15 protein-coding genes and 1 other RNA gene are annotated in these 16,412 nt (G+C 58.6%); 6 read left to right on the forward strand and 10 right to left on the reverse strand.

The features are described from left to right. Window positions 1-56: 56 nt before the first annotated feature. The 9 genes from AC13RE_RS04025 to AC13RE_RS04065 all read right to left on the reverse strand — a co-directional run bounded on the left by AC13RE_RS04025 (window position 57) and on the right by AC13RE_RS04065 (window position 8,275). A complete protein-coding gene (locus AC13RE_RS04025) occupies window positions 57-1,811 on the reverse strand; it encodes a peptidoglycan D,D-transpeptidase FtsI family protein (protein WP_488562025.1) in 1,755 nt (584 codons plus the stop codon). Beyond that, on the reverse strand, window positions 1,811-2,332 hold the full coding sequence (gene ftsL / locus AC13RE_RS04030) for a cell division protein FtsL (RefSeq protein ID WP_488562026.1): 522 nt from the start codon (window positions 2,330-2,332) through the stop codon (window positions 1,811-1,813). Before ftsL ends, AC13RE_RS04025 begins: the two co-directional genes overlap by 1 nt. 1 nt (window position 2,333) lies before the next feature. Further along, window positions 2,334-3,359, reverse strand: a complete 1,026-nt coding sequence (gene rsmH / locus AC13RE_RS04035) for a 16S rRNA (cytosine(1402)-N(4))-methyltransferase RsmH (protein WP_488562027.1) — start codon at window positions 3,357-3,359, stop codon at window positions 2,334-2,336. A 14-nt stretch (window positions 3,360-3,373) separates the two neighbouring features. Next, window positions 3,374-3,814 carry a division/cell wall cluster transcriptional repressor MraZ gene (mraZ, locus tag AC13RE_RS04040; RefSeq protein ID WP_132717001.1) on the reverse strand — a complete coding sequence of 147 codons (441 nt, stop codon included), beginning with the start codon at window positions 3,812-3,814 and terminating at the stop codon, window positions 3,374-3,376. A 429-nt stretch (window positions 3,815-4,243) separates the two neighbouring features. Beyond that, an RNA gene (rnpB, locus tag AC13RE_RS04045) (RNase P RNA component class A) lies at window positions 4,244-4,643 on the reverse strand. Window positions 4,644-4,710: 67 nt separating this feature from the next. Then, window positions 4,711-5,904 (reverse strand): NAD(P)/FAD-dependent oxidoreductase, encoded by a 1,194-nt coding sequence (locus AC13RE_RS04050; protein WP_488562028.1) that lies wholly within the window; start codon window positions 5,902-5,904, stop codon window positions 4,711-4,713. Between the two features lie 77 nt (window positions 5,905-5,981). After that, window positions 5,982-6,539, reverse strand: coding sequence for a lytic transglycosylase domain-containing protein (locus AC13RE_RS04055; protein ID WP_488562029.1), 558 nt, complete (start codon window positions 6,537-6,539; stop codon window positions 5,982-5,984). Window positions 6,540-6,806: 267 nt separating this feature from the next. Further along, window positions 6,807-7,568: an N-acetylmuramoyl-L-alanine amidase gene (locus AC13RE_RS04060; RefSeq protein ID WP_488562030.1), complete on the reverse strand. Its 762-nt coding sequence runs from the start codon at window positions 7,566-7,568 to the stop codon at window positions 6,807-6,809. Next, window positions 7,565-8,275, reverse strand: a complete 711-nt coding sequence (locus AC13RE_RS04065) for a J domain-containing protein (protein ID WP_112334471.1) — start codon at window positions 8,273-8,275, stop codon at window positions 7,565-7,567. Before AC13RE_RS04065 ends, AC13RE_RS04060 begins: the two co-directional genes overlap by 4 nt. Window positions 8,276-8,548: 273 nt before the next feature. Between AC13RE_RS04065 and AC13RE_RS04070 the strand changes: the two genes are divergently transcribed. The 3 genes from AC13RE_RS04070 (at window position 8,549) to AC13RE_RS04080 (ending at window position 11,804) form a co-directional block, all read left to right on the forward strand. After that, window positions 8,549-9,760, forward strand: a complete 1,212-nt coding sequence (locus AC13RE_RS04070; RefSeq protein ID WP_488562031.1) for a pyrophosphate--fructose-6-phosphate 1-phosphotransferase — start codon at window positions 8,549-8,551, stop codon at window positions 9,758-9,760. 119 nt (window positions 9,761-9,879) lie between these two features. Further along, window positions 9,880-10,515: a LysE family translocator gene (locus AC13RE_RS04075; RefSeq protein WP_132717005.1), complete on the forward strand. Its 636-nt coding sequence runs from the start codon at window positions 9,880-9,882 to the stop codon at window positions 10,513-10,515. 134 nt (window positions 10,516-10,649) lie between these two features. Beyond that, the gene (locus tag AC13RE_RS04080) at window positions 10,650-11,804 is read left to right on the forward strand and encodes a transglycosylase SLT domain-containing protein (protein ID WP_488562032.1); all 1,155 of its coding nucleotides are present in this window, start codon (window positions 10,650-10,652) and stop codon (window positions 11,802-11,804) included. Window positions 11,805-11,833: 29 nt separating this feature from the next. Here the strand turns inward: AC13RE_RS04080 and AC13RE_RS04085 are convergent, their stop codons facing one another. Further along, complete coding sequence (locus AC13RE_RS04085) at window positions 11,834-13,222, reverse strand: serine hydrolase domain-containing protein (protein ID WP_488483085.1); 1,389 nt, start codon at window positions 13,220-13,222, stop codon at window positions 11,834-11,836. Between the two features lie 192 nt (window positions 13,223-13,414). Between AC13RE_RS04085 and AC13RE_RS04090 the strand changes: the two genes are divergently transcribed. The 3 genes from AC13RE_RS04090 to AC13RE_RS04100 all read left to right on the forward strand — a co-directional run bounded on the left by AC13RE_RS04090 (window position 13,415) and on the right by AC13RE_RS04100 (window position 16,338). Then, window positions 13,415-14,662: a BtaA family protein gene (locus tag AC13RE_RS04090; RefSeq protein WP_488562033.1), complete on the forward strand. Its 1,248-nt coding sequence runs from the start codon at window positions 13,415-13,417 to the stop codon at window positions 14,660-14,662. Between the two features lie 50 nt (window positions 14,663-14,712). Continuing rightward, window positions 14,713-15,333, forward strand: coding sequence for a class I SAM-dependent methyltransferase (locus AC13RE_RS04095; protein WP_165915223.1), 621 nt, complete (start codon window positions 14,713-14,715; stop codon window positions 15,331-15,333). Between the two features lie 213 nt (window positions 15,334-15,546). Then, the gene (locus AC13RE_RS04100; protein ID WP_015340373.1) at window positions 15,547-16,338 is read left to right on the forward strand and encodes a glycoside hydrolase family 25 protein; all 792 of its coding nucleotides are present in this window, start codon (window positions 15,547-15,549) and stop codon (window positions 16,336-16,338) included. Window positions 16,339-16,412 lie beyond the last annotated feature (74 nt).

Raw genomic sequence — 16,412 nt, forward strand, 5'->3', positions numbered from 1 at the left:
TTTCGCCTTCTCGATCAGTCCGCCCCTCGCGAATCGACGTGTGTATTCTTTCACGCTTAATAAGACGCCAGCAAGGCCGAGTCATCTTTTCCAAAATTGGGCTGTACCCCGAGAATCGGCGCCGAGCGGGCGACGATATCACGGGCGATCGGCAAGGCCGTGAAGGCCGAAATCGTTCCGCCGCCGCGCTCGCCACTCTTCGGCTCGTCGATGAAGGTCATGACAATGTATTGCGGATTGTCGATCGGAAACACCGCCATGAATGTATTGAAGTTCAGCGTATTGGAATACCGACCGTTGACCACCTTATCGGCCGTGCCGGTCTTGCTGCCGACATTATAGCCGGGAACGCGGGCGTTACGGCCCGAGCCCCTGGTGCCGTTGAACTCAAGCAGGAAGCGCACGTCATCGCTGGTGCTCTTCTTGACGACCATCTTGGCGATGGCGTCGGCCTGGCCGCGCGTGCGCGGCAGGAAGGTCGGCTCGATCAGCTTGCCGCCATTGACGAGTGCCGCTCCCGCGACAGCTGTCTGCAGCGGCGTCGTCGAGACACCGTGACCGAAGGAGATCGTGATAGAATTGATCTTCTTCCAGACGCGTGGTTGCGACGGCATTTTCACCTCGGGCAATTCGGTCTGCATCTTCGTAAGTAGGCCGATACGGGTGAGAAACTCCTTATGGCCTTCGATGCCGACGATATCTGCGATCTTGGCCGTGCCGATGTTCGAGGAGTACTGGAAGATTTCAGGAACGGTCAAAACGCGCCGCTGGCCGTGGAAATCCTTGATGGTGAAGCCACCAATACGAATGGGGTTGGTGGCATCGAAGGCGTTACGCAACGTCACCTTGCCATCATCCAGCGCCATCGCCATGGTGAAGGTCTTGAAGGTCGATCCCATTTCGAACGTGCCGTTCGTCATGCGGTTGAGCCAGCCTTCCGTGGCGCCCTCATTCGGATAGTTCGGATCGAAATCCGGAGCCGAGGCCATGCCGAGAACCTCGCCAGTGTGGACATCGAGAACTGCGGCACCCGCGCCCTTAGCCTGGAAATTCTTGACAGCATTGACCACCGCATCACGAACGATGCCCTGCACGCGCAGATCGATCGAAAGCTTCACCGGCTGCAGCGGCTGATCGTTGGTCATGCCCGCAGCAGCGAGGTCGGCGAGCCCCTGGTCGTCGATATATTTCTCCATTCCGGCAACGCCGCGATTGTCGATATTCACGTAGCCGAGAATGTGAGGGGCGGTCGTCCCGCCCGGATAGAAGCGGCGTTTCTCGGGACGGAAGCCGATGCCGGGAATGCCCAGGGCCAAAATCTGGTTCTGCTGCTTCGGGGTCAGCTGCCGACGCAGCCAGGCAAAGTGCGAGGACTTCGCCGAAAGCTTCTTGTAGGTGGATTTGGTATCGAGATCCGGCAGGACCTTGCGCAATTCCTCGACAGCTTCGTCCGCGTCGATGATCTTGTTCGGTTCGGCAAACAGCGAGACCGTGCGGATGTCGGTTGCCAGCAAGGCGCCATTACGATCGACGATATCAGGGCGCGAGGCCATCAGCCGATCCGGCGGCAGAATGCTGGAAGTGATATCCGGCTTTGTCATGGCGAATTGCGCAAGACGACCGCCGATCACGCAATAGATCGCGATGAAACTCCCAACCAATAGTACGACACGGCTTTTTGCCTGGTTGGACTTGCGCTTGCGCGCACCCTCGAATGTCGAACGGGAAAATCCATCGCTGGGGCGATTGTTGCCATCAGTAGAGAAGTGGGCCTTGCTCTTCAGGACCATGATGCGCGAAAGAAAAGACATTAATCCCTCACCGATCCCGTTGCCATGTTGTCGACATCAGACTTCTTGCGCTTGGCAAGAGCGGGCGGCTTCGGTCGCGGCGCCGGAGCGGCAGCAACATCGGCGATGGCCTTCCTGATCTGCGCATCCGTCGTATCGCCATTGCTCGAGGCCACCGATGTGCCGCCCTTGGCACCGCCTGCCTTGCCGCCTTTCGGATCGTTGGACGCCGTTACCGTTGGCGGCGGAAGCTGCGAGCGCAACATCGGCAGTTCGCTCGGCTGAACGATCGCCGTCGAGAGCGTCGGCTGCAGCTGAAGTTCGCTATTGTAATTATTGACCAGGCGTTCCAGCCGGTTCGGCTGAGAAACCAGCGCCCAGTCCGCCTTGAGGAGATCGATCGTATCCCTCTCAAGCTTGATTTCGGATTCGAGGCGGCGAACCTCTTCCAGCTTCAGCTCGGCATGATGCTTGATCGTATAGGTCACACTGGCCATGGCCGTCATGACGCCGATCAGCACGATGTCAAAAGTCTTCAGCATTTTAGCCCCCAAGCTTTCCAAGACTGGCGAGACTGGGCAGATCGAAGATCGAAAGATCTGCCGCCTCCGCCGGAGCCAAGGTGCGAACCCCCGCACGCAACTTGGCCGAACGAGCACGCGGATTGGCTTCCGCCTCGGCATCACTCGCAGAAATCATCGACTTGCCGACCGGCTCGAAGGTGGCAGGCCGCTCGGTCACGATAGGCATATGACGTGACCCGACAGCACGGCCCGAACGATCGGCGAAGAACTTCTTGACGATCCGATCTTCCAGCGAATGGAAGGTCACGACGACAAGGCGCCCACCCGGCTTGAGGGCGCGCTCGGCTGCGAACAATGCCTGAGCCAGCTCGCCGAGCTCGTCGTTGACGAAAATGCGCAGAGCCTGAAAAACCCGCGTCGCAGGATGGATCTTGTCCTTCGCCTTTCGCGGCGTCACGACCTCGATCAGACCGGCCAGATCGCGGGTGGTCACGAAAGGGGCTTCCGCACGCCGCTTCTCGATCGCATGCGCGATACGCGGCGCCTGCTTTTCCTCGCCTAGAAACACAAAAATGCGAATGAGATCGGCAAGCTTTGCACGGTTGACGACATCGGCAGCCGATACGCCGCTTGCCGACATGCGCATGTCGAGCGGACCGTTTTTGCTGAAGGAGAACCCGCGCTCCGCCTCGTCGATCTGCATGGAGGAGACGCCGATATCGAGCACGACACCGTCAAGGCCGCCTCCGGGAGCATGCTCGGCCAACTGAGAAAACTGCGACTGAATGAGCTCGAGATGTCCCGCATGGGCGGAAACGAGCGCCTGCCCCGCCGCAATTGCCGTCGGATCGCGATCAAGCGCGATTACATCGGCGCCCGCCTTAAGAATGGCGGACGTATAACCGCCAGCACCGAACGTTCCATCGAGGATGATCCTGCCGGGCGCCGGAGCCAGCGCCTCCAACACTTCGGAAAGAAGAACCGGAATGTGACGAACCGGTCCGCCACCGGCATCAGAAGAACCTCCGCCTGAATTCGCCGCCATTCCGTTTCCCCGCTCTATTCCGAGCGCCTGCCCGCCAGCCTGCGCTCCTCTCGTGCCTGCGACTGCAAGGCCAAGAAGGCCTCCGGTCGCCACAATTGAAAATGATCCGCCCGACCGACAAAGGTCACTTCGCTTGCGATTCCGGTGAAGTCGCGAATGAAATCCGTGACCATCAACCGCCCTTCCGCATCGAGCTTCATGAAGACCCCGCCCCCGTGAATGAGGAGCGACATCTGGTTCGCCGCCGGCGAAAACGGATCGTCCGCCGCAATCTGCCGCTCGAAGCGATCGAGCAGATCGAGACCACCGATACTGATTGCCGGAAACACAAAATCCTGGAAGCAGTACAATTCCTGGATATTGCGCTCGGCCAACACGGAACGAAACGCCGCCGGCACGGAAACCCGCCCTTTGGAATCGATCCGATTGGTCGCATTTGACAGGAAGCGGTTCATGACGCGAAACACCCGTCCCCCATGACCCGGAAGCCGCTACTCGCTTACAGGCACAGCCAAAATCGGACACAGCTTCGCAAGCCGAAAGAGCCGACACCCCTTCGACACTCCCAGAACGGGAGCGATTATGGCCTTGCGATGATTGGGCTCTGATTTGCCCTTGTGCAGTGTTCTTTTGGGATACCATGGGACCATATGGGCGTCAATGGGATGAAGCCACGTCACACGTGGCCGCAGCCTGAATATTCATAAGACGTTAAGTTTAACGAAAGGTTAGGATCGGCTTCAGGATACGTCCCGAAACGGATTGTTTTCACAGGTTAAAACCTTCGCCCGTCGGGCCCGGAAGCCCTGAAATTCAAGGCATTCGGCAGCTTCGAAAATTATTTGGCGGAAGCGTTGGACGCGCCGCTCGAAGTGACACGATGATTTGCCAGTTGGCCTGTAAGCCGGGTTCTGTATGGCTCCGGCCGAGGCCGGAACGTGGCAGCCATTCATCTGGGACGGCGCTTACGCGACGCCTCGTGCAACCCACCCGGATGACCGGCCCGGAAACAGGCTGGAGCGCTCGCGCGCTCCGTGTCATCCCTATTCGGTTTTGCTCCCGGTGGGGTTTTCCGTGCCGTCGCTGTTGCCAGAGACGCGGTGGGCTCTTACCCCACCCTTTCACCCTTACCCGATCCGAAAATCGGGCGGTTTGCTTTCTGTGGCACTTTCCCTGAGGTTGCCCCCGCCGGACGTTATCCGGCACCGTGTTTCCGTGGAGCCCGGACTTTCCTCACCCCATCGCCTTTCGGCATTGATGAAGCGCGGCTGCCCAGCCAACTGGCACAGGCTCATTAACCGAGACCGCCGGCAATTGCCACCGAAATATGCTGGTTTGTGAAGAGCGGATGTCAATTGCGGAAATACGCTGAGAAATCCGTGCCGTAGCCTTCGTCCTTGATTCGACCTGTAAGCAGCAGTTCCGCCCCGAGCCGGCCTATTTCATCGGAGCTCTTGGCGGCCATGCCACAGCCGCCCGTCAGAACCGCCACGCGCGGCGAAGAGGTGTAGCCGATCATCGGGTAACCCGATGGCGAATAGGAAACGGCACAGGAATTGGTGAAAGTCGGTGGCCGTCTGACGCCTGGAACGAGCCCGTGGAATATGCGCACCAGATGCTCGCGCGCCTTGTTGCGACCGGTCGTGCGGAACCAGGCACGCAACTCCGTCTCGGTCGTGAACTGCAGATCATCGGGATCGCCACCGATCTTCATGTAATATTTGCCGTCCGGATAACGGATCGGCGGCAACATATAGATGCTCTCCACATCATCGGCTGCCTTGGATATCAGCGATGGCATGCCGGAAAGGGCTTCGGCTTCAGTCTCGCTCACTTCGAAGAAGGTGACCGTGCGTCCATAAACCTTCATCTCAACAGGTCGCGGCAAGAGATTCTCGGCAATGGAGAAACCGCCGGCGGCCAGCAGTATTTTTTCCGCACTGAATGTCTCGCCCTCGGCCGTCGTCACGACAGCCAGGCCGCTCTCGTCGCGGATCGACACAGCCGTCTGCTTGATAATGCGAGCGCCTGCCTTCTCCGCCAGTAGCGATTGCGCCTTAACGAGCCGGCGCGGGCTGATGTGACCCGCCCCATGCGGTTCGAAGACCCCTTCGCTTCCCGATGCGAAGGAGAAGAAAGGAAACTTCATCTTGAGTTCGGTGTCATCGAGGATATCGGTTTGCACGCCGAGCCGCCTGGCCGCTTCTACGACATCACCGACATAAGCTATTTCACCACCCCGCCTCGGCCCGACAACAAGGCAGCCGACTGGGGCGTAAAATTGAATGCCGCTATCCCGTTCGATATCCGCATAACGGCTGATCGAACGGTTTGCGAGACGAGCCCAATCCGTATCCGGGTCGATCGTGCGGGTAATACGGCCCTCGTCATAATGACTGCCGAAAACACCCTGATGATTGGCGCGATCTTCAGGTTCATCCGGCCCGATGACGGCGATGCCGTCGGTTTGTCTGGCCAGGTGACGGGCAGCCGCTGCCCCCATCATGCCCCGACCGACGACGATGAACCTGAAATCCGCTGCCATACTGTAACCCTCACCGATAGCCGCGGTTTCGATAGCACGGAAAGCGATTCCGCCCTATCCGAATCCTGGCTTGGCTGTCAGTCCAGAAGTGCAAGCACCTTGCCGCAATAGCGCTTCGAGATCGGGTTCATGCGCGTGGCGCCATGGCCGGCATTGTATTTGAGGATGGTGTTGCAGGTCGGTCCACCGCCAAGATCCTGCGCCATGGCGAGATATTTCATGCCGAACTTGATGTTCGTTTCAGGATCGTAGAGCCCCTGGGCGCGGCCCGTATAGCCCATCAGCTTGGCGGTCGCCGGCTTGATCTGCATAAGGCCGATTTCGCCTGCGCTTCCACGAGTTTTCGGATTGAAATTGCTTTCGATCCGGATGACGGCGGTAGCGAGTTCGACCGCGACGCCGTTCTGCTTGGCATATTTGGCAATCAATACGGAGTAGCGATTTTGCCGTGCGAAGGAGGTCTCTGCATCGCGCAATTCGACGGGAACATTGGGAACCGGGAAGCCGGTAGTGCGGCTGACGATCTTGAGAGGAACAGTTTTCTGCTTTGCGTGCAGCTCGCCCGCAGAGGCGCAATCGTATCCCACCAGCAGCACGCCCATGCATGCCACAGCCGCAACAATCAAATTTTTCATGTAGTCTTTTGTCTCCAGGGGCGGGACCGCGGATAGCCAAAGCCATCACGCCCGGCTGGAGGCAAAAAGAGCCGCCGGAGTGCACAGTCCCCATTAGTCGTCTACGGCCGCGCGACACACAAACCCAGACGGCGCGACCGCCGTTCAGCGAGCGCCGTTAGACCAATGCAATGCGGAAATAATAGGGAAAAGCTGTGGCGTAGCAGGGTGTTACGCGTTTTTGCATCTATAGCCGGCTATAAACGCCCATGACAGGATGGAACGAATTCACGAATAGCCGGGCAACGCGGCCAGTAGGCGGTGAAGCGTATCGATCGTCGAAAAGTCGGCGATGCCGTCCACACGCTCCTGCCGGAAATGGCGCTGGAAGGCTTCGACGTCGCCCTTCAGTTTTTCCGAGAATTCGCCATTTATTTCAGTGTTATAGCCATACAGCGACAGCATCGACTGCAAGGCTTCGATCGGCTGCCCCACATCACCCTTCTGGAAGAACCGTCCGCCAGTGATCGAAGCCGGCTCAACCCAGTGCCCCACGCCCGCCGCAGCGAGCCGCGCCCAGGGGAATTTCTCACCCGGATCGACCTTGCGCACAGGGGCAACATCGGAGTGTCCAAGCACCCGTTCAGGCGCGATTGCCCAGCGTTGGCCGCAATCGCGACACAGTTCGATCACCGCTTCGATCTGCGCGTCAGGAAATTCCGGCAGTCCGCCGGGATGGCCGGCATTGGCGATTTCGATGCCGATCGACGATGAATTGATGTCGGTTTCGCCATGCCAGGAGCTCTTGCCCGCGTGCCAAGCACGGCGCTCTTCCGGGACAAGCTGCATGACGCGCCCATCCTCGAAGACAAAATAGTGACTGGAAACCTGGCTCTCCAGACGACAGAGCCAATCGAGAGCGCCCTCAGCCGTGCCCATGCCGGTATAGTGCAAAAGGATGATATCAGGCCGACGCCCATCCCGCCTCTCGCCATGGTTCGGCGAAGGCTGCACATGGGCGCGAGCGAAATCGGCCTTGAATGCACTCATGCTGCGCGGCGTTCTTTCTCGATCTCGGCGTAAGCCGCATTCAGAGCCGCCATGCGCTCGTTGGCTATGGCATGGAACTCTTCCGGCACCCCACGCGACATGAGGCGATCCGGATGGTTCTCATAGACGAGGCCATGGTACCGGCGGCGAATCGTCGGAAAATCGTCCTGACGGGAGACGCCGAGCACTTTGTAGGGATCGCGGCCGCCAACATTGACATGGCGCGCCATGATCTGCTCGAACCGCCCCTCACTCATATGGAAGATTTCGGCGACATGCTGAAGGAAAGCCATTTCCTTCTCATGAATAAGGCCATCAGCCTTGGCGATATGGAAGAGACCGTCGAGCACGTCTTCCAGCACCGGGCAATTCTCCGTGCAGGTTTCGCAAAGGGAGGACAGCCGCTCCGCATAGGCTTCGTAACCGGCCACATCCTGGCGCGCCAGATTATAGAGACGAGCGACATTTTTCGCTTGATCGGGCGGAAATTCGAAGATCTCGCGGAATGCGTTGACCTCATTTTCCGTGACCACGCCGTCTGCCTTCGCCATTTTGGCGGACAGGGCGATTATAGCAACGGAAAACGCTACCTTGCGGCGCGTTTCCGGATCGCCTTCAAAGACGGTGCGAATGGCCTCGACGACCGCCGACAGGGCATTGCCGGCAGTGCTACCGATAGCATTCAGCAGTTTTTCCCAGAACGACATGCCGGTCTCGATATCCACTTAAACTGTAGAACACCTTGATCAAATAATAGTTGCCATTGCAAGCAGTCCATTCGTCGCAAGGGCGAAAACACTTTTCACAATTTGGTAATGATGCTGCATTGCGAGCAATCGGCCAATCGCCCTACTCGGCCTTCGAGGGCGAAACAAACCGCGGATTTCTTAAATTCTTTACTTTACACCCATGTCCGCCTGTCGCATCCATTCCCACCGCAACCACTGAAATGACGCAGCAAGACTGCAAGGAGGATCTCCATGGCCAAACAGAAAGTCGCAATGCTCACTGCAGGCGGACTGGCGCCCTGCCTTTCGTCTGCCGTTGGCGGGCTGATTCAGCGCTATAGCGATGTGGCACCTGACCTCGACATAATCGCTTATCGTTCCGGCTACCAGGGAGTTCTGCTGGGAGACAGCATCGAAGTGACGCCGGCCATGCGCGAAAAGGCCTACCTGCTGCATCGCTATGGCGGCTCGCCGATCGGCAACAGCCGCGTCAAGCTCACCAACATCGCCGATTGCGTCAAGCGCGGCCTGGTCAAGGAAGGCGAAAACCCACTGCGCGTCGCAGCCGAGCGGCTGGCGTCCGACGGGGTAACCATTCTTCATACGATCGGCGGCGACGACACCAATACGACGGCCGCCGATCTCGCCGCCTATCTTGGCGCCAATGGCTACGATCTGACCGTTGTCGGCCTGCCGAAAACGGTTGACAACGACGTCGTGCCGATCCGCCAGTCTCTCGGCGCCTGGACGGCTGCCGAAGTCGGCGCTGACTTCTTCGACAATGTTAGCAACGAACAGACCGCGGCCCCAAAGACGCTCGTGATCCATGAAGTGATGGGCCGCCACTGTGGCTGGCTGACCGCTGCAACCGCGCGCGCCTACATTCAGAAGACCAGCGCCAACGAATATGTCGAAGGCTTCATGATGAATGCCGATTTGAAGCGCATCGACGGCCTCTATCTGCCCGAAATGGTCTTCGACATCGAGGCTGAAGGCGAACGCCTGCGCACTAACATGGAAAAGACCGGCCAGGTGACGTTGTTCGTTTCGGAAGGCGCGGGCCTCGACGCGATCGTCGCCGAGCGCGAAGCGGCCGGCGAAACCGTCAAGCGCGATGCATTCGGTCACGTAAAGATCGACACCATCAATGTCGGCGGCTGGTTCCAGAAGCAATTCGCAGCCATCATCGGCGCCGAACGCTCGATGGTGCAGAAGTCAGGCTATTTCGCACGCTCCGCGCCGGCAAACGGCGAGGACCTCCGCCTGATTCAGGGCATGGTCGATCTCGCCGTGGAAAGTGCGCTCAACAAAGTATCGGGCGTCACCGGCCATGATGAAGGTCAGGGCGGCAAGCTACGCGTCATCGAGTTTCCGCGCATCAAGGGCGGCAAGGCCTTCGATATCTTCACACCCTGGTTCGCTGAGGTCATGGACCATATCGGCCAGAAATACACACAGGCCTGATAGATCTGTGATCAACGGACTGATGGACAATCAGACGGCCCGATTGTCCATCAGGCGGGTTGACGGATCGCTAATCCAATGTCTTTGCTGGCGGCGAAATAGGAATTAGGGAGGATTCCATGTCAATCGAAACCTGGCTCGCTTTCGCCGCCGCTTCCTGCATCATGCTGGCCATACCAGGCCCGACCATTCTCCTTGTCATATCCTATGCATTGGGCCACGGCCGCAAGACGGCGCTGGCAACGGTGACCGGCGTCACGCTTGGCGATTTCACGGCAATGACCGCTTCGCTCGCCGGTCTTGGCGCCCTCCTCGCCACATCAGCGACACTATTCACGATTCTGAAGCTGATCGGCGCAGCCTATCTCGTTTTCCTCGGAATCAAGCTCTGGAGAGCCCCCATTGTGACGGGACCGATGGGCGATAACGACAATCTCCCAGAGGAAAAACCGTTAAAAATCCTCTTACACTCATACGTTGTAACCGCTCTCAACCCGAAGAGCATCGTCTTCTTCATTGCGTTCGTTCCGCAATTTCTCGACATGTCGAAGCCATTTCTTCAGCAAACGCTTATTCTAGAGGCAACTTTCCTCACGTTAGCGGCACTGAACTCGCTTATTTACGTCTTCGTCGCCGATATGGCACGCGGCTTCATCCGCAAGGCAAGCGTGCAACGCGTCGTTAACAGAACGGGGGGAACTCTGTTGATTGCCGCCGGTGCAGTGACCGCCGGATACCGTCGGATGGCTGCCTGAGGCCGTGCAGGGTTGCGGGGTGATCACGGATAGGTTAATGGGGATTCATAATTTTATCGATCCCGTGACCGAATTTGGCGGTCCTGTGGCCGAATTGCATCGAAATTGGGTTTGGTTTTTTCGAAAGTGACAGAATGGTAACGATCGGATTTCCCAGCCTGAAGCGCAGCGTTGCCTTGTCGGCAATGATGTGCGGCGCTCTCGCCGGGTGTGCAAGCACTCAGCAGCAGACGTCTCAGGCAGAACTCCCGTCGGCACACACCAACGTGCCGCATCCGAATACGACCCTGACCGCAACTGGCACGGCCGCGCCTGCAGTAGGCGGCGTGGCAGTGGCCGCGATATCGCCGAATTTCATCGGTCCGCGACAGCCACAACAGACGGCAATGGCAAAGTCCGGCCGTGTTGTTCCGGGTTCGACAAACGTTGCTGCTGCAAGCCAGCAGCAGATGGACGCGGGACGTTTCGGCACGCCTGTTGCGAGCGCTGCCAATCAGGGAACCGCCGCAATCGCTGCCGCAACGGGCGCTCCAGCTGGTAGCGCCTCAGCCGCAGCAGCCTATGCCGCTTCCGACGTGCCGCTGATGCCTTCCGTAGTCGCCATCCCGATGCCGAATCCGGCGCGCCCTGGTGATGCCGCGCTCACGCCGGTTTCCTCCTCCGTGGCTCAGAGCCAGCCCGCCATTCCGATGACATCGGATGTTGCGGCCATCCAGGTTGCCGTGCCGACGCCGCGTCCAGGTTCGATACCGCAGGCTGAAGTCGCGTTCGCCACGCCCGCGCAGATGGGCGTTCCGCGCTACGCCGACAATCGCATGCATTATGACTTCAATTTCGACAGTAGCGGTCCGACGGTCGTGCCGGCTGTCATGACCACCACCAACACTGCGAATTACGATTCCGATGTTCCGGCTGAGCAAAAGAGCTATGTTTCGAAGCTCATCCAGAAATACGCCAAGCTTTACGAAATTCCGGAATCCCTGATTCATCGCGTCGTTCACCGCGAAAGCCGTTACAATCCGAAAGCCTATAATCGCGCCGGATATTTCGGCCTGATGCAGATCAAGTATAATACGGCGAAGTCCATGGGCTACGAAGGCCCAGCGTCGGGGCTTCTCGACGCGGAAACCAACATCAAATATGCCGCCAAATATCTGCGCGGCGCATGGATGACGGCCGACAGCAAGGCTCAAAACAAGGAAGTGAATGCCGTGCAGCTTTATGCCCGCGGCTATTACTACGACGCCAAGCGTAAGGGCCTTACTGACGTCGCCAACGGCAATTACTAATTTTATCCAGATAATTCTGACAAGCCGGCCTAATTCGTGGCCGGCTTTATCACATCCATGATCCGCTTCAGCAGGATTTGCGGCCGATAGTCCGCCCAGGTCGGCGTCAGCCCCATCCGCACGACGACGAGATTGGCGGACGGGACGATTGCGACCGTTTGGCCGTCATGACCGGTCATCCAAAATGCATCCGCGGGCAGACCGAATTGGGCGTTCGAGCCGCCAGGGCCCGCAAGCCAGGCCTGAACCTGCGAGTAAACGCCCTCGGAAGCCTTCGTCGGCGTGCGCATGGCGCCGACGAACCCCTCCGGCAACAAACGGTGCCCATTCCAGACCCCGTCCTGTAGCAGAAACATGCCGAAGCGCGCCCAATCCCGGGCATTGGCATAGAGATAGGAACTGCCGACGAAGGTGCCGCGCTCGTCGGCCTCGAAAACAGCGCTATACATTCCGAGTGGTCCGAAGAGCGCTTCGCGCGGATACGAGATGGCAGCGCTCAGATTGGGCAGCCGGTTCATCCACAGGCGAGAAAGCAGCGCGGCCGTGCCACTGGAATAGCTGAAACGCTCGCCCGGCGCTGCCAGCTGACGCGCATTGGCTGCTAGGCTCGTCACATCCGCGTCGAGATAGAGCATGCGCGTTACATCCGATACGGTGCCATAGGATTCGTTAAACGCAAGCCCGCTTTCCATGGCGAGAAGATCGCTGAGCTTGATGTCCTTACGCGAGTCGGCGCTCCATTGCGGCAGAAGATTCTGATCGTCGAAGGACATGCGCCCGGCCAGCATGAGACGGCCGATAATCGCGGCATTCACCGTCTTGGTCATCGACCAGCCGATCAGCGGCGTTGCCTTGCTGAAGCCATCGCCATAGGTCTCGGCGACAATACGGCCATCCTTGACCACGACGATCGCGCGCATGGCTGGCCCGGCAAGATCCGGATTCGATACGACATCGGCAAGCCTCCTCCCCACGTCACCCTGACCGAGGTCTACCGTATCTCCATCCGGCCAAACCGCATCGTTCTTCGGCGCCTTCACCTTGTTGAGGAAGACGGCGCTGCGAGCCGTTTGCAGATCGCCGTCCGGCACCAGCGCACAGCCAAGCGCACCGCGATAAAGCGCACGGTTCGGCGCGAACAATCCCAGGAAACGGGCCGTCACCACGCCCTCGTCCCGATCGACATAGACGCGAATGAGCTTCAATGCCGGATTGCCGGGAGCCTGGACATCCTCCTCCATCACCTTGTCCGGGTCCCGCTTGGCCACGAACGTATTGGAGCAGACGATCTTTGCCGCGTAGCCATCGCCGACCTTCAGCAATTCCGGCGGATAAAGAGAGAGCCAAACGGCTCCGCCGGCGACAATGATCAGCAGCAGAACAATAAGAGCCCCGATCACTCTCGATATCAAACGCATGTCACATACTCTCCAGAAAGGTAGGCGGAGACAATCAGGAAACGCAGCAAGATGAAAGATCTACGATGATCAGGGCTCCTTAAATATGTGCAAGGATGCCTTGCAGCTGGATCTGCCAACAGCCCGCGTCATCAGACTGTAGCATTGCCGGGTTACACGCCCTGAACTTCACAAATCGGTGACAAGACTCAGATGACGGAATTCGCCCCGGATGCCGGTCTCCAAAAGAACCGGAAACTCAAGGACGCTCTGCTTCAGCACAAGGCACTGTCTAAGGCAGGCCTTTCCGAGCGCTTGTTCGGCATGTTGTTTTCCGGTCTTGTCTATCCGCAGATTTGGGAAGATCCGGATATCGATATGGAGGCGATGGAGCTGGAAGCGCATCATCGCATCGTCACCATCGGTTCGGGCGGCTGCAACATGCTCGCCTACCTCTCGCAAAATCCTGCATCCATCGATGTTGTCGATCTCAATCGCCACCACATCGCACTGAACAAGCTGAAGCTAGCTGCCTTCCGCCTGCTTCCCGGCCATGCGGACCTGGTGCGTTTCTTCGGAACGGCGAATTCTGCGGGCAATAGCCAGGCTTACGACCAGTTCATCGCGCCGCGCCTCGACACGGCCACGGCTGACTACTGGGATGGTCGCGATCTCTATGGCCGCCGCCGCATCACGGTCTTCAACCGCAATATCTACAAGACCGGCCTTCTCGGCCGGTTTATCGGCGCTGCCCATATACTGGCACGCTTGCACGGCGTTCGCCTCCAAAAGATGACTGAAGCCCGTACCATGCGCGAGCAGCGTCAGTTCTTTGAGGAAGAAATTGCTCCGATCTTTGACAAACCGGCGGTTCGCTGGCTGCTCGGCCGCAAGAGCTCGCTCTTTGGCCTCGGCATCCCGCCGCAGCAATATGACGAGCTTGCGAGCCTGGCGGGCGACGATTCCATTTCCGCCGTGCTGAAACACCGGCTCGAAAAGCTCGCCTGTCATTTTCCGATGCGCGACAATTACTTTGCCTGGCAGGCATTCTCTCGGCGCTACGCTGCCCAGCACCAAGGCCCTCTGCCCACCTATCTCAAGCCGGAACACTATGAGGCGATCCGTGCCAATGCCGATCGTGTGAGCGTCCATCACGCCAATTTCACCGAGCTTCTCGCTTCGAAGCCGGCAGCTTCGCGCGATCGCTATATCCTCCTCGATGCGCAGGACTGGATGACCGACGAGCAGCTCAATGGCCTCTGGGCGGAGATCACCCGGACGGCGCGCGAAGGCGCCCGCGTCATCTTCCGCACGGCCGCCGAAAAGAGCATCATCGAAGGCCGCCTTTCTCCAGCGATCCGCGATCAGTGGGTCTATTTCGAAGAGCGTTCGCAGGAACTCAATGTTCGTGATCGCTCGGCCATCTATGGCGGCTTCCACATCTACGGGAAAAAAGCGTGAGCCAGGCGGATACAGGCATAGAAACCAGCGAGAACAATCACGCCAAGCTGATGGACGGCATGTACCGTTATCAGCGTCACATCTATGACCTGACCCGCAAATATTACCTATTCGGCCGCGATCGCACGATCGAACAGCTGAATGTCCCCGTCGGCGGCTCGCTTCTGGAAGTGGGCTGCGGCACCGGCCGCAATATGCTGCTCGCCTATCGGCGCTTCCCCTCCGCCCGCCTCTACGGCCTCGACATCTCGCAGGAAATGCTGATCTCGGCCCGCAATAATTTCCGCGGCCTGAAACAGATGCCGGATTTTCGCGTCGCCGATGCCACCGCTTTCTCGCCCGACGATTTCGGCACCGAGGGCTTCGACCGTGTCATGATCTCCTACGCGCTGTCGATGATCCCGGACTGGAAAAATGCCGTCGACGCATCGCTCGACGCAGTCGCACCGGGCGGCGAGCTTCACATCGTCGATTTCGGCCAGCAGGAAGGATTGCCGGGCTGGTTCCGTGCCATGCTCAAAGGCTGGCTGAAGAAATTCCACGTCACTCCCCGCGCCGATCTTTTGACCGTGCTCGAAGAGAAGGCTGCGGTGCGGGGCATGTCGGTGAAAACCGAAAAGATCGGCCGTGGCTACGCCTGGCGGGCCGTAGCGACCCGGTGCGGCGCCTGAGCGGCGACAGATTCCAGCGCAAAATCCGGCCTCGGAAGGCGCAAGCATAAGAATTTGCTTGAAGATAACGCATTTTTTACGTTGATATGGTGAATAAAGTGGCAAGACCAGCTGGCAACGGTATGGTCTGCCGCTCTTTCGGATTCTCGGGGACCACATTACGGAAGCCAAGTCTTGGGGCAGCAAGATCACTCGGGCCATAACAGGATATCTATGCGCCGGCTTCTGGCATGCCTACTGCCGCTCGCTCTTGCCTTGACCGGCTGCACAACGGGCTATGACGCCCTCTCGACGGCGGCCCTTCCCAAGACCAGATTTGCCGACACGAAACCGCAGGACTTCGGCCGCGATCATCCGCAGCGCCATCCCATCCATGGCATCGATATTTCCAAATGGCAGGGCGATATCGATTGGAAAGCCGTCAAGGGCTCGGGCGTCGCCTTCGTCTTCATCAAGGCGACAGAGGGCAAGGACCGGATCGACCCTCGCTTCACCGAGTATTGGAATGAAGCGAGTGCTGCCGGACTTCTGCATGCGCCCTATCATTTCTTCTATTTCTGCTCGACGGCCGACGAGCAGGCCGATTGGTTCATCCGCAACGTGCCGAAGGATGCCATGGCGCTTCCGCCCGTCGTCGACGTCGAATGGAACCCGGGCTCCCCCACCTGCAAGACCAGACCGGCTCCTGAAACGGTACGCACCGAGATCAAGCGCTTTATGGATCGCCTGCAGGCCTATTACGGCAAGCGCCCGATCATCTATACTTCGGTTGACTTCCATCGTGAAAATCTAGTCGGCTATTTCCAGGACTATCATTTCTGGGTCCGATCCGTCGCCAAGCATCCGAAAGAGACCTACGCAGACCGCAGCTGGGCCTTCTGGCAATATACCTCGACGGGCGTCATCCCCGGCATCAAGGGTCCGACGGATATCAATGTTTTTGCCGGTTCCGAACAAAATTGGCACAACTGGGTAGCGGCAGTAGAGAAGCAAGGAAATTCTTGAGACCGCAGCCAATTCTCTCTTGCTTATGTCACAATCTTCTGTGAAAGCGACCCTATTCTATCATTGGAAAGGAT

It is taken from the genome of Martinezella sp. CNPSo 3959 (genome assembly GCF_057784355.1).